This is a genomic window from Methyloglobulus morosus KoM1 (assembly GCF_000496735.2).
Taxonomy (GTDB): Bacteria; Pseudomonadota; Gammaproteobacteria; order Methylococcales; family Methylomonadaceae; genus Methyloglobulus; species Methyloglobulus morosus.
On the sequence record NZ_AYLO01000004.1, the window covers coordinates 1 to 23,477 of the forward strand.

Annotated in this window: 18 protein-coding genes; 9 read left to right on the top strand and 9 right to left on the bottom strand. The window is 43.5% G+C overall.

Annotated features, from left to right (window positions below; all coding sequences use genetic code 11):
- Positions 1 to 314 precede the first annotated feature (314 nt).
- The 5 genes from tnpA (at position 315) to MGMO_RS00165 (ending at position 5,671) form a co-directional block, all read left to right on the top strand.
- Positions 315 to 749: an IS200/IS605 family transposase gene (gene tnpA / locus MGMO_RS00145; protein WP_023492972.1), complete on the top strand. Its 435-nt coding sequence runs from the start codon at positions 315 to 317 to the stop codon at positions 747 to 749.
- Between the two features lie 287 nt (positions 750 to 1,036).
- Positions 1,037 to 2,275 (top strand): lipopolysaccharide biosynthesis protein, encoded by a 1,239-nt coding sequence (locus MGMO_RS00150; protein WP_023492973.1) that lies wholly within the window; start codon positions 1,037 to 1,039, stop codon positions 2,273 to 2,275.
- A complete protein-coding gene (locus MGMO_RS00155) occupies positions 2,256 to 3,170 on the top strand; it encodes a glycosyltransferase (RefSeq protein WP_023492974.1) in 915 nt (304 codons plus the stop codon). The genes MGMO_RS00150 and MGMO_RS00155 overlap by 20 nt, the downstream gene beginning before the upstream one ends.
- Positions 3,171 to 3,200: 30 nt before the next feature.
- Positions 3,201 to 4,466 carry an O-antigen ligase family protein gene (locus MGMO_RS00160; RefSeq protein ID WP_023492975.1) on the top strand — a complete coding sequence of 422 codons (1,266 nt, stop codon included), beginning with the start codon at positions 3,201 to 3,203 and terminating at the stop codon, positions 4,464 to 4,466.
- Positions 4,467 to 4,705: 239 nt separating this feature from the next.
- Positions 4,706 to 5,671, top strand: a complete 966-nt coding sequence (locus MGMO_RS00165; protein WP_023492977.1) for an acyltransferase family protein — start codon at positions 4,706 to 4,708, stop codon at positions 5,669 to 5,671.
- Between the two features lie 121 nt (positions 5,672 to 5,792).
- On the opposite strand, the gene MGMO_RS00170 is transcribed toward MGMO_RS00165, so the two are convergent.
- The 5 genes from MGMO_RS00170 to MGMO_RS00190 form a co-directional block, all read right to left on the bottom strand.
- Positions 5,793 to 6,968 carry a glycosyltransferase family 4 protein gene (locus MGMO_RS00170; RefSeq protein ID WP_023492978.1) on the bottom strand — a complete coding sequence of 392 codons (1,176 nt, stop codon included), beginning with the start codon at positions 6,966 to 6,968 and terminating at the stop codon, positions 5,793 to 5,795.
- Positions 6,965 to 7,906, bottom strand: coding sequence for an NAD-dependent epimerase/dehydratase family protein (locus tag MGMO_RS00175; protein WP_023492979.1), 942 nt, complete (start codon positions 7,904 to 7,906; stop codon positions 6,965 to 6,967). The genes MGMO_RS00170 and MGMO_RS00175 overlap by 4 nt, the downstream gene beginning before the upstream one ends.
- Complete coding sequence (locus MGMO_RS00180) at positions 7,903 to 8,760, bottom strand: class I SAM-dependent methyltransferase (RefSeq protein ID WP_023492980.1); 858 nt, start codon at positions 8,758 to 8,760, stop codon at positions 7,903 to 7,905. Before MGMO_RS00180 ends, MGMO_RS00175 begins: the two co-directional genes overlap by 4 nt.
- Positions 8,750 to 9,253 carry an acyltransferase gene (locus MGMO_RS19375; protein WP_023492981.1) on the bottom strand — a complete coding sequence of 168 codons (504 nt, stop codon included), beginning with the start codon at positions 9,251 to 9,253 and terminating at the stop codon, positions 8,750 to 8,752. The genes MGMO_RS00180 and MGMO_RS19375 overlap by 11 nt, the downstream gene beginning before the upstream one ends.
- A gap of 97 nt (positions 9,254 to 9,350) precedes the next feature.
- Entirely contained in the window at positions 9,351 to 10,271 is a 921-nt protein-coding gene (locus MGMO_RS00190) for a glycosyltransferase family protein (protein ID WP_023492982.1), read from the bottom strand.
- 620 nt (positions 10,272 to 10,891) lie between these two features.
- Here MGMO_RS00190 and MGMO_RS00195 point away from each other — a divergent pair.
- Positions 10,892 to 13,996 (top strand): right-handed parallel beta-helix repeat-containing protein, encoded by a 3,105-nt coding sequence (locus tag MGMO_RS00195; RefSeq protein ID WP_023492983.1) that lies wholly within the window; start codon positions 10,892 to 10,894, stop codon positions 13,994 to 13,996.
- Between the two features lie 197 nt (positions 13,997 to 14,193).
- Here the strand turns inward: MGMO_RS00195 and MGMO_RS00200 are convergent, their stop codons facing one another.
- Complete coding sequence (locus MGMO_RS00200) at positions 14,194 to 16,227, bottom strand: right-handed parallel beta-helix repeat-containing protein (RefSeq protein ID WP_235557196.1); 2,034 nt, start codon at positions 16,225 to 16,227, stop codon at positions 14,194 to 14,196.
- Positions 16,228 to 16,308: 81 nt separating this feature from the next.
- Between MGMO_RS00200 and MGMO_RS00205 the strand changes: the two genes are divergently transcribed.
- Positions 16,309 to 17,106 carry a WecB/TagA/CpsF family glycosyltransferase gene (locus MGMO_RS00205; RefSeq protein WP_023492985.1) on the top strand — a complete coding sequence of 266 codons (798 nt, stop codon included), beginning with the start codon at positions 16,309 to 16,311 and terminating at the stop codon, positions 17,104 to 17,106.
- 266 nt (positions 17,107 to 17,372) lie between these two features.
- On the opposite strand, the gene fcl is transcribed toward MGMO_RS00205, so the two are convergent.
- Genes fcl through xrtD form a run of 3 tightly spaced genes read right to left on the bottom strand, consistent with a single transcriptional unit; the run spans position 17,373 to position 21,103 of the window.
- A complete protein-coding gene (gene fcl, locus MGMO_RS00210) occupies positions 17,373 to 18,347 on the bottom strand; it encodes a GDP-L-fucose synthase (RefSeq protein WP_023492986.1) in 975 nt (324 codons plus the stop codon).
- A gap of 4 nt (positions 18,348 to 18,351) precedes the next feature.
- A complete protein-coding gene (gene gmd, locus MGMO_RS00215; RefSeq protein WP_023492987.1) occupies positions 18,352 to 19,473 on the bottom strand; it encodes a GDP-mannose 4,6-dehydratase in 1,122 nt (373 codons plus the stop codon).
- Between the two features lie 28 nt (positions 19,474 to 19,501).
- Complete coding sequence (xrtD, locus tag MGMO_RS00220) at positions 19,502 to 21,103, bottom strand: VPLPA-CTERM-specific exosortase XrtD (RefSeq protein WP_023492988.1); 1,602 nt, start codon at positions 21,101 to 21,103, stop codon at positions 19,502 to 19,504.
- A 461-nt stretch (positions 21,104 to 21,564) separates the two neighbouring features.
- On the opposite strand from xrtD, the gene MGMO_RS00225 reads away from it, so the two are divergent.
- The gene (locus MGMO_RS00225; protein ID WP_235557197.1) at positions 21,565 to 22,188 is read left to right on the top strand and encodes a polysaccharide biosynthesis/export family protein; all 624 of its coding nucleotides are present in this window, start codon (positions 21,565 to 21,567) and stop codon (positions 22,186 to 22,188) included.
- A gap of 29 nt (positions 22,189 to 22,217) precedes the next feature.
- A complete protein-coding gene (locus MGMO_RS00230; RefSeq protein ID WP_023492990.1) occupies positions 22,218 to 23,477 on the top strand; it encodes a TonB-dependent receptor in 1,260 nt (419 codons plus the stop codon).

Below are 23,477 nucleotides of genomic sequence, written 5' to 3' on the forward strand. Positions count from 1 at the left end.
CAATCGGTCGAACCACATTTTGGACAATTCATATTAGCCTTTACCCCTACAAATTGGGTAAGTGTAGCAAATGCTATACTAACTTAACAATACCATGAAAACAAACAAATTTCTTTACCAGTTTTATCCAACTCTTTTGTAATAGAGTTAAAAAATCGACCACTTGCATTAAGTTTTAGGCTTAGTAGAAACTCTAGTATGCAATAATTAAATAAGGTAAACCCCCGGCTAAGCCGGGGGACTCTCAAAGGTTTGACCTATAAGGCGGTCGGGCCGATTCTCAGGAACTTGGTCAATAGTTCGGAGAATCGAGAATGAGAGAGTATCAAAGTTTGAGCCATACAATGTGGAATTGCAAATACCACGTTGTGTTCATCCCAAAAAGGAGACGTAAGCAGTTGTTTGGGCAAATACGGAGGCACTTAGGGCGGGTGTTTCATGAACTGGCAAAACAGAAGGGCTGTGAAGTTGTTGAAGGGCATTTGATGGCAGACCATGTTCACATGTGTTTGAGCATCCCGCCGAAATACGCGGTATCGAATGTGGTTGGGTTTATCAAAGGGAAGAGTGCGATTTCGATTGCGAGGGAGTTTAGGGGCAAGACCAAGAACTTCACGGGCGAAAACTTTTGGGCAAGAGGTTTTTTTGTCTCGACGGTCGGCCTTGATGAAGACATGGTACGGAAGTGCATCAGGGAGCAAGAGCGCGAAGATGAGCGCTACGAGCAGATGAGCCTTTGGAAAGGATGATCGCCTTTAGGCGATTCCTGAATATGCCCCTTTGAGGGGCTAACAATGATAAGCCCCCGGCTTTGCCGGGGGTGATTTAACTTTATGGTGGTCGTAATAGTACTGTCCCGATCCTCTGCAGATATTTCAAACACTTCAAGATCACAATAAAAATAGATGGATAGTAACCCTACCCAAAAAAAGCGACACTTTGGCAATAAAAATATTTTTGCAATTAAGTGGCTCAATCTAGACGCTCGATCCTGCTGTTTTTGCAATATTAAGTTTGCAGAAAGGATGTGCAACTAATGGCAACAGTCAAAAAAGATGCAGCTTATGGCATTATCGACCAAGGGTTAATCAGCCTGAGTAATCTCGGCATCGGATTTTTGTTAATAAAATTATCCAGCAAGAATAACTACGGACTTTATGGTATCGGTTTTGCGGCTATATTATTGTGTGTAGGAGTCGCTAACGCACTTGTGACTAGCCAAATGACAGTTTTCGCACCTGAAAAAACCGATAAAATAAAATATTGCTACACCATGCTTTTAGGGCAATATTTTATTTTTTTTCCATTATGGATTATTTTTTCAGCCCTTAGCTATGCGGGATTTTATTTTCATATAATTACATTTGATTTATTGGCATACACATTGGTGTTGTCATGCACCGTTATGGCGGCAATATTCCATGAATTCATAAGGCGTTATTTTTATATTGCTTTAAAACCTTATCGAGTGCTGCAAATCGATATTTTAAATGTCGTGATTATTTTTGGCTGTTTGTTTCCGGCAGCTATTTATAGGCTTAATGTATCGCATATATCGGCAGTAATAATATATGGGAGCGGTGCATTTATTGCTGGGTTCACAGGTTTAATGCTATCCAATCTGTTGCAAAAGGTAAAAGTCTATGAAATTAAAGATAGCATAAAAGAAGCCTGGCATCATGGAAGGTGGGCGCTTGGCGGTGTTATGGTTACTTGGATACAGTCGCAGAGCTATGTTGCAATACTTTCCATTTTAGCTACACCTTCAAGTATCGCTGAAGCGAATGCAGCGCGATTATTTCTTTCACCTGCAGCCGTTATCAGTACCAGCTTAGCGCAGGTATTTATCCCTAGATTGGCTATATTAAGAAATGATGGCAAGCATGTTGAAATTATCCGATTGACGCAAAAAATTCTGCTGCTGATTATTACCGTTATTTTCTTGCTTGTTTTGGTTATATTTTTCATCAAAGATTATGTGCTAAATAAGTTCTTTCCCAAAGATTATGCCAATATAGGGCCGTTAATTTTATTATGGGCATTGGTGTTTGTAGCTCAAACTGTCTGTTCCAATGCTTCTATATTATTGCAAATTTATAAAAAATTTAGAGTCATAACCCTCTGCAATTTTTTTACTGCTCTTGCTACAGTCGGAATGGCGTGGCTTCTTATTAAAATAAATGGAATAGACGGAAGTATACAGGCAATGGCATTAGGTCAACTTTTTTTAGCACTTTTATTGTGGAGAGCATTTCATGCCTATAGAAATAATTAATATTGATATATGCATTGCAACTTACAAAAGAGTCGATTTGTTAAAAAAACTGTTGGAATCTTTGGTTGTACAAATTTTAGATGAAAGCATTAAAATTAGGATAATCATTATCGATAATGACCCAAATGCATCTGCACAAAGCATAGTGAATGCCTTCTTTGCTAAAAAAGATTTACCGTACATTTATGACACGCAGCCGGAAAAAAATATTGCTATTACCCGCAATAAAGCTCTTGATTATACGGATGCAAATTTTCTGGCATTTATTGATGATGACGAATGGGCTACGCCGGATTGGCTTAATAATTTGTTATTGGCCAGCACACAATATGACGCTGACGTTGTCTTTGGACCCGTTATGCCACAATTTTCGGAAGTCGCACCTGATTGGATATCAAAGGGCGGTTTTTTTAATCGTAATGCCAGTAAATCCGGCGATATAAAGACTCACGGCGCAACTAATAACACGCTAATTAGAAACCCAGAAAAATTTAAAGCTATTTTTCGATTTGATCCAGAATATGGGCTAACCGGTGGCGAAGATACCGATTTATTTCACCGATTATATTTGAATGGCGCAAAACTCGTTTGGAACGATGCCGCCTTGGTATATGAAGTAATTCCGCCAGAACGAATGACAGTTAATTGGTTAGTAAAGCGGGCACTGAGGGGGGGGCAAATTTACGCTAAAGTATATTTGAGAGAGTTCTCACTAACTCAGAAAACAATTTGGTTTTTTAAGCGTATAAATTATCTTTGTCTATCTGTCTTGTTGTTGCCAGTGACTTTTTTTATGGGTAAGCACAGGTGGGTTTGGGTTTTGCTCAAAATCACGGCTAACTTTGGGCAATTGAATATGGTTTTTACTAATAAAGCCTATCAAGAATATAAATAACCGCTCTTAATATCCTATTTTAGACAAGTAATGATTTTTAATAATCAACCAACAGTTGGCGCATTCTATCTCTTACCTTTTTTGATATATTTTATATTAAGTGGTGTGGCGCTGCTGCAACCGAATTATGGTAGCCAAATTCAACAAGATAGTAGCATAATAAACCAAATCACCTTTTCTTTGGCTTATTCCCTTGCTTTTATCTTATTATTTAAACAGCAAGGAGTTATAACATGGGTATTCAGCAGAGCAATACCCCTGGATATTTTATTTTTTCTTACACTAATTTCTCTTTTTTGGTCTGATTTTCCAGGTAAGGTAGTTATCTTATTTCTCCATAGTGTAGGTACGGCCTTTGTTTCTTTTTGTATGGCTGTTCTATTATTTAAGGATAAAGATAAGTTTTTTAGGCTGCTGCTCTTTGTAATGATTATATACATTCTGGCGACAATTGGCGTTACCCTACTCAGGCCGGATATTGGTATTATGAAATCAAGCAATATCTATGATGTAACCGTTAGTGGCCGGTGGCGTGGCTTAACTTTTCATCCTAATTCATTAGGCGGTATCTGTCTTTTCGTTACATGGGTTGCCTTGAGTAATTTTTTCCATACCAAAAATACTAAATGGATTTCTTTTCTCGCTGTTATTACACTAACAGGTGCCTTCTACTGTCTGTATAAAGCTAATAGTATGACATCCATGCTACTTTCATTAGCTTTAGGGCTCGGCATGGTATGGTGTACTTTTATTGGAAATTCCACAGGTGGGGTAAAGCATATCAAAATAATGTTAGGGATTTTTATTTTATTTGTTGGATTTATGCTGCTTTATATTCTTTATCCAGACCTGATATCAGAAAAATATTTCTTTCGAGCGATTGGAAGGGACTCCTCCTTATCTGGGCGATCTAGCCTTTGGGAAATTGGAATGCAAGGCTTTTCCGATAAACCTTACTTTGGCTGGAGTTACGATGGCCTTAGATCATTTTTGAAACAAAATGATCTGGGTTATGGGCAATTACATAATGGTTATCTTGATTTGTTAGTGAGGGGCGGATTGGTTTCCGTTTTTATTTTTGGTGTATTATTATTTCAGCTATTTAGTGGGCTGATCAAGCAAGCATTTAAAGACCATGTTTTTATTTATGGATTAATACTGGTAGTACTTATGCATAATATGACTGAATCATCTATACTTAGGAATCCTAGCATTATTTGGCTTATGTTTTTAGTGGGTTACTTTTATAGCCTTCTAACAAATTATTCGCGAATTTATCAAACTGAGAGTAACTAGGGACGTATGTGTTGGATAAGTTCTGCAAAATCTCAATCTCTATGTACTTACCACAGACCGTTAAATCGCTATTTACAGTAATTTTTAAATGAGCTTGCCATTGACTGTGCCAGCTTTTCTGGGAAATCCAAATCCCCAGCCGATTACTGGGTTCGTGCGTCATCCAATAATCGGTTTTTCTGCAATCTGTGGCCTGTTCATGGCTTTTTAAATCTGTTTGTGATTGCTTAAATATAAAAATGAGACTTTTCTGGTTAGATAATTTGAAAGCCTTTGGTGTTTTCTTGGTTGTCTTTGGTCATTTGATTCCAGAGTCATATCTAAAGCAATATATTTATTCTTTTCATGTACCGTTGTTCTTTTTTATCAGCGGTTTTCTATTTGATCGTACCAAGTACAGTTTCAAACAATATTTAAGGAAAAAATTAAATACGTTGTTAGTACCTTATTTTTGCTTTGCAATTTTCTCTTATTTGTTTTGGTTTTTTGTGGTTCGCAATTTCAGCATAAGTGGCAAGTCTTTAGCGGTTAATTCGTTGAAACCACTTATCGGCATCTTGTATGCGGTTGGTAGTGATAGCTGGCGAGATATTCTGAATCCTGCGTTATGGTTTCTCCCTTGTCTTTTTGTAGTCGAGGTAATTTTTTATTTTATTAAAAATAAATATTTTCTATTAATTTTTGCAGTACTGGGATATTTTGTTGCCTATTCAAGTTTTAGGCTACCGTGGAGCGTTGATGTCGCACAAACAGCAATTATCTTTTATGGTATAGGGTATTTTTATAAGGATAGATGGTGCACATATAAAAACCTACCTTTTTTATTAGTTTTACACCTTGTCTTTTGTTTTACGAATGGCAGGGTAGACATGAACAATATGATTTATGGAAATATTTTTAATTTTTATATTGCTGCTTATTCGGGGATATTGTTTTGGTTAATAATTAGTAAAATTCTAGGCCGTAATAAAATTTGCGAATATATTGGTAGTAATGCTATTATTTTTATAGGTTTGATAGGGACGACTTGGTTTGTTATACGTGGAGGTGTATACATAATTTCAGGCGTTAAATTGGAATCACTAAGTGTTTCGTCCTCCATTATTGCAAGTCTTTTACAAATCGTCCTAACTATTCCTGCAATATTTATTATCAATAGATGGATGCCTTTTATATTAGGTAAGCGGAAATACGCAGCGGGATAACGTGTAAATATTTTTGATTAGCGCCACGAATAATCGATAGCTCATATTCTATATCCATAACGCATCAATTGCATATTATCGCATTCCACTACCAACCTACTCGCACTAAAGCGGAGCCGTCTTATTTGCCCACAAGCGTACGGGTGGCAAACTCACCGAAAGCCGATGCAAATTGTTTTCTGTGTTGTTGATTTATTTCTGCCGCAGTATGCTCGGCATCTAGTCTTGGACCTGATTTCAAGGTAGGCCATTGCTCTTTCAATACTGCCGAAATATGTGAAGGGCTATTGGGATCGAAGAAGGCAGCCCTCCCTTCGGCTTGTTCGCGATGTATAGATAAATCAGAAAGCAATAAGGGCGCGCCTACAGCTTTTGCCTCTTCCACCGTCGTACTCCAACCTTCAAAAAACGAAGGGTTTACCACGCCACAGGAAAGCCGCATCAACGGCAAGATGTGTTGAAAAGGAATCAAGCCAAGAAACATAAATTTATCTCCCAGGTTGTAATTTGTTATCAAGTCAAGCACACGCTGTGGGTGATCAGGATTGCGCCCATCTTTTGCATTACCGCTTGCCACTAACACAATATCACTGCCTGACTGCTTGATTAGGTTCATCGCTTCAACCACATTGAGGTGATTTTTATGTTTCCAAAATTGATTGGGCAAAAAATAAAATTTCTCAGGTAATTTGTATAAGCGGCGAATATCGTCTAGTTCGGTAATACTTGCTTTCGAAGCTATTCTTACAGCAAATGGAACGGCTTCGACCCGACCAATTGATTTAGGGTAAAAAGTTTCGCAGTCCCGTTGTGCATCTTGGCTACTCACCATGAGACGTGTAGCGCAGTGACTGAGTGCCCAATAGCCAATATCACGCCAGTAATAATTAATTTTGCTAAACATCTTCGGCAAGTGCCGATGTTGAAAGTCTGCAATCCATGCCAAGGTGGGAATGCCGAAGCGGCAGCCATACCAGGCGGCGTGTTGAAAAACCACGTCAATGTTGGCGCGCTTGAATTCCCGCTGCGCCAAATAGTCACACTGCAAACCAAAGCCAAGAACCAGGCGTGCGATCTTCATCAATTTGTTGTTATCCCAAACGGGGCTTAAAATAGGCGGTTCGACAAGATAAGGGGCCAACCGGGACAAGGTATTCTGGTCGGTATCGGTCCCCGCAAACAGCACCGGGCTTATATTGCACTCTGGCGTTTCAGGCAACGCCGACAGTAAGTTTTCTAAATAATTAACCCCACCCGTCCAACCCGCACCGCCAATTAAGGTAAAAGCCACCCTCATGCGACCGCCTGGGTATTCACATGCTTGAACCACGCCACATAATCAGCCACACCCGCTTGCCAATTTACCAGCGGTGCAAAACCAAGCGACGTTGCTTGATCGATATTGGCCACCAAATACTGAGGATCTCCCTGGCGGCTCTTGCCGCTAAATTCCAATTGAGTACCCATCCCCCAGGCAGCGCACAAGTGTTCGGCGACCTGTCTTACAGCCACCGCAATCCCAGTGCCGCCATTGATAATAAAACCATCGTGATTGGCTTGGCTTGCCGCTATTCTCAGCAGGTTAGCTGCATCCGAAATATGAAACCAGTCCCGCACTTCGTTGCCCGAACCACCTAACACCAATCGTGTTGCATCATTTAGCAATCGACTACAGCTATCCCATAACAACTGCTTCTGGAGCTCTGGCCCATACACGGAAAATAGCCGCACGATAGCCACATTCAGGCCAAAATTTTTGCCGTAAGACTCAAACAGTTCTTCTGCAATCCGTTTGTGATATCCATAAGGGGAGTAAGGCGCCAATGCATCGGTTTCGCAAATGGCCTGACGGTGTCCTGCACCATAGACCGCTGCGCTGGATGCCAGTACCAATCGCACATCGGGAGCAGCCAGCCTTGCCCATTCAAGCAACTCTGCCGCCGACAATACCGAGCGTCGGAAATCTTCTTCAGGTGCCGCTAATGAAGGCCCAACTGAACTCCCCCCAGCCAAGTGAAATACGGCATCTGGCTGACCCACATTCGACAGGACAATGTCGATATTGCGCTTAGTCACATCGCCATTCAGCCAGTGGCTCACTCCCCATGCGGCACGTTCCGTGTCTGTCCAGGCACCATGACCAATTCCGCAGACCCGTACACCTTGATGATGTAATGCCCGTGCTAAATGTCGGCCTACAAAACCACGTGCGCCGGTAATTAATGCAGCCTTCATTGAACCTGCTCCGGCTTGTCCGCAACAAAGGTATATAAACGCCCAGGTCGACGATCCACCAAAGCAAGTGCCTGACGAACGAATTGGAAGCCCAATTCGGTAAAAATAATCCGCGAAATCATTGAAGCGCCTAGCCAATGGCCATAGCGTGCAAGAAAAAATTCAGCCAGTTTATGCCGGGTAAACGGCGTGGAATTAATTATCGAATCCCATGGCCCGAGCACGCTGAGTATAGAAAAACCTGCCGCTTTCAGGCTAGACAAATACTCTTTACGCTGAAAGGCATTCTCACCGCCATACAAATTTTGCAAGGAATGCTTCGCTAAAAACTTGGGTAACTGTGATGCGTCTGAAATGACATGTTCACGAGTCGCGATCAAACGACCACCTGGCTTTAGCACACGATATAACTCCTTACAAAACTGTTCGAGGTCTCGCGCATGATGCAGCACCTGACGCGCATGGATGACATCGAAAGAAGCATCCGCAAACGGCAACCTTTCGCCCCATTTTTCGACCACCGTAATTTCCAGTCCTGCCTTGCTTGCCAATTGCCGTATCGCACCCGCCCCCACCAAGTTGCTGGGATCGGGTTCTAATGCAGTTACCTGCCAGCCGTCCTTCCCTAATGCATAACTGGCGATACCCATACCGGCGCCTACATCCAATACACGTCCAATATTAGCAGGCAGCAACTTACGCACCGCGCACCATTCATCGCTTTGCCAGTAACGTTGCGCGGCAGGAAGCGCTGGGCGATCAAAATAACAGGCTCGCACCAACTCCTGTTGCTCGGGCTGCGCGATCAACCAAGCAACCGCCTCTTCCCAAGAGGTAAATCTCTTAACGTTCATTTTCTGGAATCTCGCGAATGATTCGTGCCGGATTACCGGCCACTATCGTCCAAGGTGGGACATCTTTTGTTACAACAGAATTGGAGCCAACGACCGCCCCTTCTCCCACTCGGACACCTTTTAAAATTGCACTACCAAACCCAATCCAGCAATGATTCTCAAGAGTAACTGGTGCATTTGGAGTATCGGTATAAACATCAGGGAATTCACCTAATGCCCAACGTTCAGCAATTACCGCTCGATTTGTTGCCGAAAGTGGATGAAGGTCACTATCCATCACACAAACGTTATCCGAAATCAGGCAATGTTCGCCAATGAATACGCTGTCAGCGCAATAAATTCGTGCTCGCCCAACATAACTGTAATCGCCGATAGTCATCTTGCCGTGTTCATAGACTTCGAGAGTCCCATCTAAAACAACAAAGTCACCCAAAACAATTTGGCTCTTATTTCTTCCATGATGGAATATTTCTGCACGGTGAGTAACTTTCACACCGCTTCCTACATTGCATAGCTGTCGAACGAAAAATTTTCGATGCAACATGACTATGGTTAGTGGATCGAGTAACCATCGTATGACGTTTAATAATTTACGCAAATCCAATCCTTCCCAGTAGGCGCTTTAACAATGATTTTTCTGTTCGAAAGAATTTTAACACCGCAATGTAAGCATCTTCATCGCAAACCACATTTGGAAATCTCGATATTTGCGCACCCCATAATGCCTTGACCGATGGTTGATCCCTACGAGTTGCGTGAGTAGCGGTCTCATCGTAACCCTCATGTTGAACCAAAGAGTGTTTGGGGAAAACAACATAACCATTTTGAAAGAAAACACTCGAATACCATCGGATCGCCCAAGAATCGACTTGGCCTTTTGCTTGACGCTTGAGCATACGAAAGTAAGGATATGCGCCATCCAAATTAAACTTTCGTCGCATTGCACTATCAGCCTTGAGCTTTTCAAAGCCCGACATACTCGGATCAAAATACTTCCAAGCGCTATCCCAAGTCGCCCAACCCCAAGAGGTTGTAAACGGCAACATGACGGCATCGGTTTGGGAATGGATTTCCACTGGGAACATATGCGCCGATACCTGCATAACCTTCGGTTCATCCACATAGCGTTCAAGTGCTGCATTCAAATAGTTCAGGAACACTGGTGAAACAATAAGGTCGTCCTCAACCACAATCACGCGGCCAAAACGCTCGCATAGTTCAGTTACCCCCTCAATTATCGAATTTGCCAGCCCCCAGTTTCGATCCCGCTCGATAATCGTTTTGTTCGGGTGCTGCCAGTTGCGCATCAACTGTCGGGTTTCCTCGACTTGTGATGCTTCCGTATCATTGCGGGCCCCATCGCAGTAAATGAACAGATGACTATTTGAGAATTCAGGATTTTGTGCTAATGACTCAAGTGTCCGACAGGTATGCGCTGGGCGCTTGAATGCGAATAAAGCAATGGGCGCGAGGGCATTCGTTTTCCGCTGGTTATTCTCTTGATTATCCATTTGTAGCTAATATTGATTGCAAAAGGCCTTATCCTAATTTCGCCTAAAGGCGGCTGCTCACCTGGTTAAAACGGCTTCACATGAATATGCAGATAAGTGTAGTGAAAAATGACGGCACGACCCTAGTAGCCGATATTAATCTATCTCAGATAAGATTATAGCTTTACTTGATAAACATTTTTTCTAAATTTCCAACGGTCAGAGTCACCATATTCTAAAACAGTTGAGCTATAGCTATTCATTGGTGATTTGTAAAAACGGTATTTTCTTCATTTCTCTTCGCCTTGTTACATATTCTTTGCTTAATCTTCCCTTTTCCCAACTTAAATGGTTAAGCTTGCTTTAAGAACTAAAGATTAGATTTACAAGAACGGGTTATCGGGCAAATGCCATACATGGCATGGAATTATCGCTGGACAGCTTTCTGAGAACTGGCGCACATATTTGATCTTCCGACACTACCGTATTTTTTCACTGACTATACTGAGGATTAATCAATTAAGTCCTAACCCAAACCCGCTGTTAAAAACCGTTTTTGTGATAGTCAACAGGGTTATTACCAAACTATGAAGCCCTTGCTCTAGCTTGGTCTCGTCCATAGAAATCAGTCGGAGGTAAAAATGAAATTTTGTTATTCGTTGTTAACTTTAGTAAGTTTGTGTTATTGCACTAATGCAATGGCGGTGACTTACTATGTCGATGCCTTAAACGGCAATGATAGCTGGAGCGGTACCACATCGTCCATTTCCGGCACCAACGGGCCTTGGCAAAGCATTGCCAAAGTCAACGCCACTCCCCTTCTGCCGGGCGACCAAGTGTTATTTAGTTGCGGGCAGACGTGGTATGAAACCTTGAAACCCAGCGGTAACGGAACGAGTACCGCAAAGATTTACTTCGGTTCATATCCATCCCAATGCACTAATAAACCTAAAATAACTGGATTCCGATCAGTTGCTGGCTATAATTGGCGGCAGTACCAAGGAAACATCTGGAAAACCACGCTCCCCCAAAATTTAATAATTAACGGCAATTTTTCGGCATCTGTTGCTAATTGGGCCAAATGGCCATCAGATGCAAGCCAAACCTTTGCCACCATTTGCCCTACCTCAGTGGCAGGATGCATGGATTTTCTGGCGGGCACATCCGCAAGCACAAGCCTCGCCAATAGCAACCCATTCCCGCTTGTAGGCGGAAAAAAATATGCTTTGACGCTGTCCTTTTATGCGGCCAGCGATACATCAATTAACTTAATTGTACGCGAAAACGGAAATTCTTATCGCACGTTGGGGTTAAACAAAAAAGTTTCCGGCATTGGCCAATGGCAAACCGTAAATGCTGAGTTCACGGCCACACAAACGCTGCCGAACGCCAGATTGGATATACAAGTCCCTACAACGAAGCGTATCTATATACGGTACGCACAAATCCAGGAAAGCGGTGTTCAACCAACAGCAAATATGGTTCTTTTTGACAACGATCCAGTCGCAATAGCACATCATCCCAATGTAGGCCATGATCCCGCTCAACCCGAGTCAGTGTATTTTCGTACGGTTGCGGCATCACCCGTTCTTACGAACGCCAATGGCAGCAAGTTCAGCGCACAAATTGCAGTCCCCGATTTAGAACTGCCCACTGGGGTCACTATAACTAACGGGATGAAATTTAGGCTGCGTGATGCGGACTGGGAAATCAATGACTTTGCTGTAACCGGAGTGGCCGCAGGCACAATTTCATTTGCGCCTAATACGGCATATCCCCTATCGAAGGCAGGCTGGGGCTTTTATTTTTATGATGCACTCTGGATGCTGGATTCTGCGGGGGAATGGTTTTACGACAGTGCGGCACAAACCCTCTATGTTTGGACACCGACTAATGAAAACCCTGGCAATCGAATTTCTTTTGCTGCAATCGACACGGCTGTCGATTTGCGCGCCAAGACAAGCTTGACGGTCGATAATTTGGAGATTGACGGCGCTGCAACAGGCATTGATATAGTGAGTTCTTCTAACATCACATTGCAGCACCTCAACATTCATAATGTGACTGACTATGCAATTAATGCCCAGAGTTCCAATGTCCCCACTATTGCAAATAACCTCATCGATAGAGTAGGCGTCAACGGGATCAGTGCCATTAATTCAACTAACGCCCTTATCGACAGCAATGAGCTGGCGGAAATTGGGCAATTTGTAAAAGCGGGCAAAAGTATTTCGATACCACTGAGATCAGGGGTAAGTATTTTTGGAGGTTTGGGCTCTATTGTTTCGAATAATTCCTTATCAGATATAGGGGGGTACGGTATCAGGAGCCAAAGGGACAACCTCATCGAAACAAATTTAATCCAACGTTCATGTGCCTTTATAAGCGATTGCAGCGCAATTTACGTCGATCCGGCCTCGCTGAGGACGACAGTCCAAAACAACTTGGTGCTTGATGTCCTTGGAAATATCGATGGTACACCAGATGGCACCAGCAAATTAGCCAATGGCATTTATCTTGACGACGGGGCGTCGGGCATGTCCGTGACCGGCAATACTGTCAATGGAACAACAAACGCCATTCACATTCATAATGGAAGTCAAAATACCGTCAGTCAAAATCTGCTTTACGGAAATCAAGATCGGCTGATCTGGCAGCAAGAGGATAGGGTGATTAACGGTGGTCTACAGGGGAATATTATTACTGGCAATCAACTTTTTCCAACGACGAATAAAGGTGTCGCTATTCTTAATAACTCTCTAGTCGGTAATGTTGATAAGTTTGCCTCTTATGACAGTAACCACTATTCGACAATATATTCCCCTGTAATCGTATCAGAATATGGAACCAGTAGTCTTACTGATTATACATTCCTCGATTGGCAGAAAGCAACAACCTCAACCAATGTGATACGCAATAATGATTTGAACGGTGACAATCCTGCACCAATAACCACTTATTCGTTGGGGACAGTTGGACAAAACATTGTGCCTGACGGGGATTTTTCTGCGGGCTTGCAAAGTTGGGCTGTTTGGAACGCAGGGGCTTTGACTTCGAGCATCGCGGTTGAAGGGTGTTTGCCAGTTAGTGTCAACTGTGGTCATGTTACTGCTGGTGCATCAACAAGTTTGGTCAATAGCCCAAAGTTCGCAATTATAAAAGGCAAGACTTACCGGGTGTCTTTCGATATGAAATCGACCTACACCACAGGATTTTTATGGCTGAATGTCCGTTTTGCAGGGCCGACCAAATATGGCAGCTTGAAAACAGATTCTACAAGAGTCACGCCCACGGCAGATTGGAAGCGTTACTCCTTTGTTTTCGAGGCATCAGACACAGCTGCCAATCCTGCTTTGAATGACCAAGGGGCGCGCTTTGACATCAATGAAATTCCGGCAGGGCAACAATTGTGGATTGGAAATCTTGAGATCGCCCCGATGGATCTTGGCAGTATCGGCCCAATCGTTACCGAAATGCTTGTCAATAAAACTGACATCACTACGACAGCAGACTGCCCAAGCAGGATACAAAATCCAAGCTTGTGTTCAAGCTATGTCAACTTCCCTGAAGGGACGGTTGTAACGTGGCCGATGTCGATTCCGCCGCGCTCAGGGCGGATCGTTTTCACCCAGAACCTGACCCTGCTTGATACGGATGGCGATGGAATTGCTAACTCACAAGATAGTTGCGCTACCACTGCCAAAGGTCTTGCAGTAAACTTAAGGGGTTGCAGCTTGCTTGATTAAATGCGCGCCAATGGCAGAAGTGTAGGTTTCGGCATTTGCTTTGTAAATTTTGAGAATCGAAATCCCTTGGCTGAAGCTTAGACCCCAGTGATATTCGCTGGGGTTGTTGTCTGCACAAGTGTTGCTGCTTGTGGCAAAGCCAATGCGTATCCGCCAAGGTCTTATTTATTTCATAGATTCCAAGACAAGACTCCCAATTATCGGATCAACCCGATATCGATTGGCAAGGGTTTAAAGCCAATATCCTTAATAGGCGAATCAGGGCAGGTGGTCATTTTTTTGTCATTGATTGAAACGCAAGGGTCGGCCACGATGCTGCCGCGTTCAATTTTTTGTTCTGCCCATTGTACCCAAGAGTTCCCCACAATATTCTTATTTGATCCCAATATCTCAAAATTGACTCTGGGCTTGCCTATAGTTGACCAGACTAAATTGTTCGCGATTATGATGGAGTCGACAGGTACATGATACCGCAGAAATAAGCCGACTGGGTTGGTTGTGACAATGACATTGTGTTCGATCCTATTGCCTTCAGGCCATTTTTTATTGTGCATCGGGGATGCCAAATCAGGATATTTTTGTGCCCATACAGGGCTTTTATACGGCGAGGCCTCCAGTATTTTCTGGTTTTGATTCCAATCATAATCAGCAGATCGGGCATCCAGCCAAATAGCATATTCGTTGGTTTTAATATAATTATTCACTATCTTGTTGTCGCGTCCTCCACCAACCTGAATGGACATCAATCCGGCATTTTCTAAAATGTTGCCGTTCACCTCAAAACCGCTGGCGCCGTCATCTAGGTAAACTCCCCTCGCACCGTCTGGCGATTGATAAACCGCTTGGTTTTTTGCCACATCCACGCTCTTCATGCCATAGCCGATAATATCGTGAATAGAGTTGTATCGAATAACATTGCCTCGTGCTGCCCAATCGCGGCCAGAGTATATCGCCCCGCAATCCGAAGCCTGCATACAGAAATGATGGATTTCATTTTTTTCAATCAGGTGTTCATTTCCTTTAATTAAGATTGCCGTTCCAGCGCCATATTCCAGTAAATTATGCGTTACTGTGACGCCCACACCATTGATATCAATACCCGGTGTATAGGTGAGTATTGTTGTGCTCATGTGGTGGATATGATTGTTATGGATTACATGTCCTGAAGCTTGGAGGGTATTTCTATCTCCCCCGGAAACAACCACGCCCTGTGCACCGGTATGATGAATGCTGCTGTTGCTTAAAATTACATTTTGACCCTTCTGTATTTCGATACCTTTGCCGCCTATGTTGCTGACTTCCACCCTATCCAATGCAACATTCTTGGAGTTTTTCAAGGTGATTGCCGTGCCAGTACTGTACTTAAAACTTATGTTTTTGAATGTTAAATAACTAGCCCCGTCGATAAATAAGATATTCGGCAATGATGTCAGCATGAACTCCATGGACGCCATATCCGCAGGGGGTATGACACTAATCTTTTTAGCCGCTGCGTCAAATAACCATTCGCCCGGCGCGTTTAATAACGAGGGTAAATTTTGAATGTAAAATCGCCTGCCGCTGATGAGTGGATAGGTGGTTAAATCTGGCAATTTGATGGCATTGCTGAGTTGATTTACCGAGTCCACGCCTATGTATTGGTCGTACCAATCATTGCCGGCAAATATGTGCACTTGAGCGGCTTTGATGTCGCCAGTCAACGTTGGCAAAGTTTCCATTACTGAAAATTGGGTTTTTTGGTCTAACGGCGACTTAATATGCGCCCAGTCCTTATCCGGCCAACGGGCTAATTCCAGTTTTTGGTCATTTACAAATAATTCAAATTTGGGTGTGTTGCCTTTGATGCGACTTGTATCAAAGTAGGCGGTACTGGCAGGGAGTTTTAGCAGCGGACAATCCCAAAACGTGGCGTCGCGCTTTTTACAAGTAACGGGCATTCCTGCACTGAGGGTCACTTGAGCGCCCGGCTCGCCTTGCCACAGTATTTCCCTATCAGGCAAACCGGAATCAATTAAATTTAAATTCAGCGGCTGGTTCAGATAATAAACACCACTAGCTAGATTGACGGTAACCTTATTCTTAAAGGCCTTTGATTTTTTTAACGTCCTTATCGCTAACTTGGCGCGCTCTAACGTTTTAAATGGGCCATCGGTAAGTTTTACATTGGGCTTTTTTAATGTGCCAGACCATGAATCATTCCCTTTGGGGTTAACATAATAGTCTGTCGCCATGGCTGCGGGTACAAAACACAAAACTGCTATAATCAAGAAACCGAAAATATATTTCATCAAAATTTCTCCCTAACTGGCAGTATGCGCGACATTATGCACCAAAATTCTGGACAGCACCTTAAGGCGATCAATATCCTGGGCTTAAATTTCCCTATTCTCGATTATCAGTATTGTTTGGGTTTATTCGCGCAATGGGTCGCATTGCGGGAAGCGCATCAAGTGTGCATCGCCAATGTCCATACGGTGGTGACCAGCCTAAGCGATGAGGCGTTTAAGGACATCAACAATCAGTCGTTAATCACGATGGATGGTTTGCCGCTGGTGTGGTATGCCCGTGCCGTACATGGGGCGACCATTAAAGAACGCGTTTGCGGCCCAGAGTTGATGTTACGTTGTCTGAATCAAGGCCGCAACCAAGAATGGAAACATTTTTTTCTCGGCGGCAAAGAAGATACGCTAACCGATTTAGTGAGCGCCATGCAATCACGTTTTCCTGGCGTAGCGATTGTTGGTTGGCATTCCCCGCCTTTTCGACCTTTATCTGTCGAAGAAGATGAACAGTTAGTTGCCTTGATTAACCAATGCCGACCCGATTTCTTGTGGGTTGGGTTAGGTGCCCCTAAGCAGGAAAAGTGGATTGCCGCCCATTTGCCTAGAATCAATGTGCCGGTGCAAGTCGGCGTGGGTGCAGCGTTTGATTTTCATTCCGGACATGTCCGGCGAGCACCTCTGTGGATGCAAAAATATGGGCTTGAGTGGCTATACAGGATGATGCAAGACCGACGGCTAATTAAGCGATATTGCTCAACAAATCCGATATTTTTGGCTTTGTTTCTGCGTGATTTTATCGTTGCTAAACTGCTGGGCAATTCACCCTAACTAACCAAAATTATGGTCGTTTGCTCGGCTAATACTGCACCCGAACTAACTTGTTTCCACTGGATAGGATGTCGTTGTCGGGCGGCGCTAAAAATTCCTTTCGGTATAATCAGTGCCATTGCGTCTCAGATCAAGCCCAGCCACATGGATGATGTCTAGATAGGGTTCGTCATATCAAAATACTATTGGCAGGCATCATGCTTGGCTTGGGTTTCGCTATCAATGTGGCGGTGCTGGTGTTAAGCTTTCCTCGCCAATCGTGAATTTTATTGCGCTTTAAATTGGCCTTGATGCTCAAGAAACCAGCGATAGGTGTTGGCCAAGCCTTCAACCAACGTAATACGGGGTTGCCATCCCAACGACTTAATCTTACTGGCATCCATGAGCTTTCTCGGCGTGCCGTCTGGCTTGCTAGTGTCCCAAGTGATTTCACCCTGATAGTCCACCACTTGCTGTATGGTGTCGGCCAATTCACGGATCGTCACGTCTTCGCCCGTACCGACATTAAGGTGCGACAGCATCGGCTCCGTGCTGGCTTGATATCTTTGCTTGCTTAACTCCATCACATGCAGGCAAGCGGCAGCCATGTCATCGACATGCAGAAATTCGCGCATGGCCTTACCGGTACCCCAAAGGGTGACGGTCGGCGAGGCGCTGTTTTTGGCATCATGGAATTTTCTGATCATAGCCGGAATAACATGACTGTTTTCCAGGTGAAAATTGTCATTTTGCCCATATAAGTTTGTCGGCATGACCGAACGGTAATCGGTGCCGTATTGTCGATTGTAGGATTCGCAGAGTTTGATTCCGGCAATTTTGGCAATCGCGTAAGGTTCATTGGTCGCTTCCAAAACGCCCGTCAACAATGCCGATTCTTGCATGGGCTGGGGCGCTAGCTTCGGATAAATACAGGAACTGCCTAAAAACAGCAATTGTTGGCAGCCTGCAGCCCATGCTTGATGCACGACATTGGCTTCAACCATAATATTCTGGTAAATAAATTCAGCCGGATAAATATTGTTCGCATGGATACCGCCGACCTTAGCCGCCGCCAAAATAACTTGATCGGGTTTTTCTTGTTGCATGAAATCCCTTACAGCAGCCTGATCCGTCAAATCCAGCTCCGCATGGGTTCGAACGATGACATTTTGATACCCCGAATCGTTTAATTGCTGGGCAATAGCCGATCCTACCATACCCCGATGTCCTGCCAAATAGATTTTTTTCTGTTTGTTCTGCATGACATTATTCCTTGCTGACAGCGACCTTAAATCCTTGGTTTTTTAACAGTGCGTGTTTTTTGGCTTCTTCAAGGTCATAAGCAACCATCTCATTGATCATCTCCCCTAAGGTAATCTGAGGAATCCAGCCCAGTTTTTCTTTAGCTTTAGTTGGATCGCCCAGTAAGGTTTCAACTTCAGCCGGCCTGAAATAACGGGGATCGATGGCGACAATATTTTGTCCGACCTTCAACCCTGGCGCATTGTCCCCCGTTATGGCAGCTACGTAGCCCTTTTCTTCAACACCAGAACCTTCCCAGCGTATTTCGACACCCAGTTCTTGGGCTGTCATTTCGATGAATTGGCGTACGGAATACTGTACGCCAGTGGCAATAACAAAATCGTCGGGCTGATCTTGCTGCATCATCATCCACTGCATACGCACATAATCCTTGGCATGCCCCCAATCCCTGAGTGAATCCATATTGCCCATGAACAGGCATTGCTCCAGCCCCATTGCAATATTGCTAAGGCCGCGCGTAATTTTACGGGTTACAAACGTTTCGCCGCGACGAGGGGATTCGTGGTTAAAAAGGATGCCATTGCAGGCATACATTCCGTAGGCTTCGCGGTAATTGACCGTAATCCAGTAGGCATAGAGCTTGGCGACGGCATAAGGCGAACGCGGGTAGAACGGTGTGGTTTCTTTTTGTGGAATTTCCTGCACCAGCCCGTACAGTTCGGAGGTGGATGCCTGATAAAAACGCGATGTCTTTTCCATCCCCAGAAAACGCATGGCTTCTAGCAAACGTAATGTGCCAATGGCATCAACATCCGCCGTATATTCAGGCGATTCGAATGATACTGCAACATGGCTCATCGCACCCAGGTTATAAACTTCGTCGGGTTTGGTCTCGCTCAGTATTCGCGTCAAGTTGGAACTGTCGGTGAGATCGCCGTAGTGCAGGTAAAACTTTGGATTCTTTATATGCGGGTCTTGATAGATATGATCGACCCGTTGCGTATTAAAAAGCGAGGATCGCCTTTTGATACCGTGGACGACATAGCCTTTTTCCAACAGGAATTCGGCCAGGTAAGAACCATCCTGTCCTGTTATGCCCGTTATTAATGCTGTTTTTGTACTCACTATCTCTCCTTACCGAGTGGGTTTGTCGCTAACTATTTTTACCGGGTAAATAAGCAGGTAAGACAGGTATCAGGTCTTTTATAAACGCTTGTAACCGTTGATCCGCTGCTTCGATATTTTCTCCCGCCTTTACACTCGTTATCAGCCTTATAAGGGAGCCATCGGTTCGGTTCATCGTGATGGAGTCATAAAATAAATACCATTTCACTAGGTATTCATTGGTTATCGTGCGACCCCGCTGTTGAAACCAATAATAAACCAACTGCTTGCTGTCCCCTTTCTGAATAATAGCACGATTAATTATAAGTGCATTGCCGTCGACCTTGAAATCAGGAAAGTCGCGCTGCCCAAATTGGGTAATTTGCCAACCGTCACCGGGTATGCATGACTTAGGTGAATGCACTGATACCCCTTCTCGTTGAGATTGGTAATAAGCACTGTAAAAGTTAATATGATTACCAGATTCAGGCTGTGTGTAGTTGATAATGACATAATCCGTCAGCTTAAGTACATCCAGGTAATATTGGTTGAGGTAATCATTTCGGCCTTCCCATTTGCCCAGTTGTAACGGAAAGTTAAGAAAAGCCTTGCGTGATGGAATGAGGTCCTTTCGCCCCTCGATATTGTGTGATGCAATAGCGGCTCCAATGAGCAATAACATAAGCAGGAATACGGATTTATTGAACCTGATATCAGGGTTGCCTTGTTTCGTGTCACCCGACCATTCTGTGGGAATTAAGACTAACTCGTTAAATGCCACTTTGCGCCCACTGAGCCTTGAAAACAGCCACATTTCTATAAACAGGAGACCCATGCAAATTAAAAAGATAATCCAACCTTCAAAATCGTGCAAGAAGCCTTCGGCCATCTCCGTTCCCCAGTTATCCACCATGATCCCTATTATGCCAATACGCAAACTGTTCATAAAAATGGTTAATGGTGCTGAAGAAAAGAAGATCAGCACTTTTTGCCAGAAAGGCCCCTTAAACAAGTAAGCGCACAGGAAAGAAAGGCTAGCCAAAGGAAACAAGTAACGGAGTCCACTGCAGGCGTCGACGACCTGTAATTTATAAATACCCAAGTCTATGACATTGCCTTCAAGGTATACCATGATGTTGCAAGCCCGTATAAACTCAACGCCCAGCCATGAAGAAATCAACTGTAATTTTGAAGACAGGTTATTCAGGATAAACTGCGGAAACGGTACCATAAAAATTAAGAACAACAACGGTATCGCACCTACACGCAACCCAGGCAAGCCAAATGCAATCGTGAACATGCCCGTTAAGGTAATGATAAAAGCGTATTGCTCAACGGTTTTTAAAGTAGCCAAACCGCCTAAAATCAACAGGATCAACCCGATGAAGACGATGACCAATCCAGGTAATGAATGTTTAAATTCTTCAATAAATTTTAGTTCGTGTCGTCGAAGCCATAGAAAATAAACGGTTATTACCGGAATAAAAAAGCCGTGGCTATACTCTTCGACGTTGATCCAGACGGTTATCATTTCATCCAGGCTGGTTCTAAAAGTAAAACCAAGCAATAAAATTGCGAATACCCATAGCGATAAAATAATTATCGCTTTATTCGGTCGACTGGATGATTTGTCTTGGGAAAGAAAATTCATTTTTATGTGTGATGATAGGGTGCGAATGAATATTTAATGCGTATTTTATCATTAACCGCTTTCAAGCTCATTCGAATGAGCCTTGACCTTCGGCGGCCAAAATGAGTTGATAGGCGTAACATTCGTTAGTTACATAATGGGTGCGGGAATGATTTAGCTAGGACACCACACAAAAGCGAGTCATTATGCCCAGATAATATTAAAACTAAATGACAACGTGTAGTTAAATTATAGTTTATATTTTGATATTGCTCTCATTTGTACTCTACCAGAAGTCGCTGATCTGTGAGTTTTTCCTGTTTTAGCTGCCGATACATAATTTTTCCGTTTATCTGGCTTATCTGACTTAAATGTCTTACTTATGTTATATTTCACGACTATAATTGCAAAGACAGTTGTTTGCCGCCCTTAAAAATTCGAGGGTAAGTCCAAATTCCTTAATATAGTTAGTGGTAATCATTTTGAAACAATTAGCAATATTTTTAATCTACCTTTTTTTATTGACATCCCCAGCATTTGCTGACCCAAAGCCAACCCTACCCATCGACAATCCACAATCAGGCGAAGACCAATACTTGCTCGCCCCAGGCGATTTAGTTGAAATTTCAGTCTGGAAAGAAGAAAGCCTGCAAAAAGTGGAAGCGTTGGTTGCGCCAGACGGTAATATAACTTTTCCGCTCGTTGGGACTGTTATGGCGGCCGGCAAGCCTATATCTGCGCTTGAAAGTTCAATTGTAAGTAAATTGGCAGATTACATTGCCGAGCCTGTGGTGACTGTCAAGCTGCTCCAGAATAATGGCAACACAATATTTGTTATCGGAAAGGTCAATAAACCTGGGGTATATCCTGTTAACAGGCGTATTGATGTGATGCAGGCGCTCAGTTTGGCGGGTGGGTTGACTGTTTTTGCGGATACGGGTTCGACTTTTTCAGGCATTTTTGGAGGTGGGGGGCCGATTCATGTCCTTCGGCGCGTGGGCAATGTAGTGAAGGTCTTCCCATTCGATTACGATGATGTGGTTGAGGGTAAGCATCTAGAGCAAAATATCATATTGGAACCCGGCGATACCGTTACTGTCCCTTGATTGGGGCTTCATCACTTCAGTAAGCTAAGATGAGAAAGAGCTTTTTAGCGGCATTGACGCTCGGTATCCCGTTAACCTGTCAGGCTGTCGATTATTTTGTTGACCCCGTATTTAAGGCCTCGCAACTGTACGCTACTAATCTTTTTATGCGTCAGACACCCATCCAGGATAACTGGGTGAGCATATTGTCACCTGGGTTAAATTTCGGACTGCGTCACGAAACCGGAGAATTAAATTCCAATTTCACGTGGAATCATCGGTTTTACAATAATGAGTCTCAACTTGATGTTGATGAGCAACAGTTTGGCTTAGATTATCAACACAGATATGATCGTTTAAACTGGGGGTTGAATGGCTCGTATAACAACCAAGCTTCAGTAAACACTGTCAATGACGGGACTGTGCTCGGTGTCCCAGGCGATCTTAACCAGGCGCAAGTGATGAGTAAGCGCATAGGTTTGTCACCCACGGTTACTTATGCTTTAGACGAACGAAGCGCACTGTCTCTGAGTTTTTCCTACAGTAAAGTGACCTTTGATAAAAATAGCAATAGCTTCCTTACCGATTATGACTACCAACAGGTATCAGGTACGTACGACTATCTGTACACGGTGCGCGACAAGCTGAATGCGACCCTTTCCAGTTCGCGTTATAGTTCATCTTTACAAAATCAACTCACATATAACCATATTGCCCAGCTAGGTTGGCAACACAGTTTCAATGAACACCTGGTCGCTTCTGTGTCGGGCGGATTAAATTATTCCCAAGTTGAGACGACACAACCGCATTGCGCACCTGAACTTTCATTGGTTAACAGTCCTTGTTCCCCCTTTAGGTTTGTGAGTGCCTCGGGAATCACTAGCAAAAAAAATAGTATTGGCGAAATCTTTTCCATATCCATACAAAAATCCTTTGAAAGAGGAGACATTTTGCTGTCGGTGTCACAAAACCAAACGCCCACCACGCAAGGCCTGCTAACGCAAAGGCAGCTATCTATTGCCAATAACTTCACGATTAACGAGCAATGGACTTCGGGCCTCACGGCCAATTATTCAACCTATGAATCAACCGCACAATCAAGTAGCCTAAGCAATAGAAGCAATAGAAGCAATAGGACAAGTTACATGATTAGTCCCCATATTAACTGGAAATTGTCCAATGAAATAAATTTGGATTTATCGTATAACTATCGCGATCAAAAATTTAAGGATGGTAACCAAACCAGCGTAGGCAATACTGTCCAACTGCAATTTTCTTATCAACCCGAGATAAACCGTCAGGTAAAATAG

Excerpts from the sequence above, each read along its gene's own strand:
- tnpA (WP_023492972.1), top strand. The coding sequence starts at position 315 with ATGAGAGAGTATCAAAGTTTGAGCCATACAATGTGGAATTGCAAATAC.
- MGMO_RS00150 (WP_023492973.1), top strand. The coding sequence starts at position 1,037 with ATGGCAACAGTCAAAAAAGATGCAGCTTATGGCATTATCGACCAAGGG.
- MGMO_RS00155 (WP_023492974.1), top strand. The coding sequence starts at position 2,256 with ATGCCTATAGAAATAATTAATATTGATATATGCATTGCAACTTACAAA.
- MGMO_RS00160 (WP_023492975.1), top strand. The coding sequence starts at position 3,201 with ATGATTTTTAATAATCAACCAACAGTTGGCGCATTCTATCTCTTACCT.
- MGMO_RS00165 (WP_023492977.1), top strand. The coding sequence starts at position 4,706 with ATGAGACTTTTCTGGTTAGATAATTTGAAAGCCTTTGGTGTTTTCTTG.
- MGMO_RS00170 (WP_023492978.1), bottom strand. The coding sequence starts at position 6,968 with ATGAGGGTGGCTTTTACCTTAATTGGCGGTGCGGGTTGGACGGGTGGG.
- MGMO_RS00175 (WP_023492979.1), bottom strand. The coding sequence starts at position 7,906 with ATGAAGGCTGCATTAATTACCGGCGCACGTGGTTTTGTAGGCCGACAT.
- MGMO_RS00180 (WP_023492980.1), bottom strand. The coding sequence starts at position 8,760 with ATGAACGTTAAGAGATTTACCTCTTGGGAAGAGGCGGTTGCTTGGTTG.
- MGMO_RS00190 (WP_023492982.1), bottom strand. The coding sequence starts at position 10,271 with ATGGATAATCAAGAGAATAACCAGCGGAAAACGAATGCCCTCGCGCCC.
- MGMO_RS00195 (WP_023492983.1), top strand. The coding sequence starts at position 10,892 with ATGAAATTTTGTTATTCGTTGTTAACTTTAGTAAGTTTGTGTTATTGC.
- MGMO_RS00200 (WP_235557196.1), bottom strand. The coding sequence starts at position 16,227 with ATGGCGACAGACTATTATGTTAACCCCAAAGGGAATGATTCATGGTCT.
- MGMO_RS00205 (WP_023492985.1), top strand. The coding sequence starts at position 16,309 with ATGCGCGACATTATGCACCAAAATTCTGGACAGCACCTTAAGGCGATC.
- fcl (WP_023492986.1), bottom strand. The coding sequence starts at position 18,347 with ATGCAGAACAAACAGAAAAAAATCTATTTGGCAGGACATCGGGGTATG.
- xrtD (WP_023492988.1), bottom strand. The coding sequence starts at position 21,103 with ATGAATTTTCTTTCCCAAGACAAATCATCCAGTCGACCGAATAAAGCG.
- MGMO_RS00230 (WP_023492990.1), top strand. The coding sequence starts at position 22,218 with ATGAGAAAGAGCTTTTTAGCGGCATTGACGCTCGGTATCCCGTTAACC.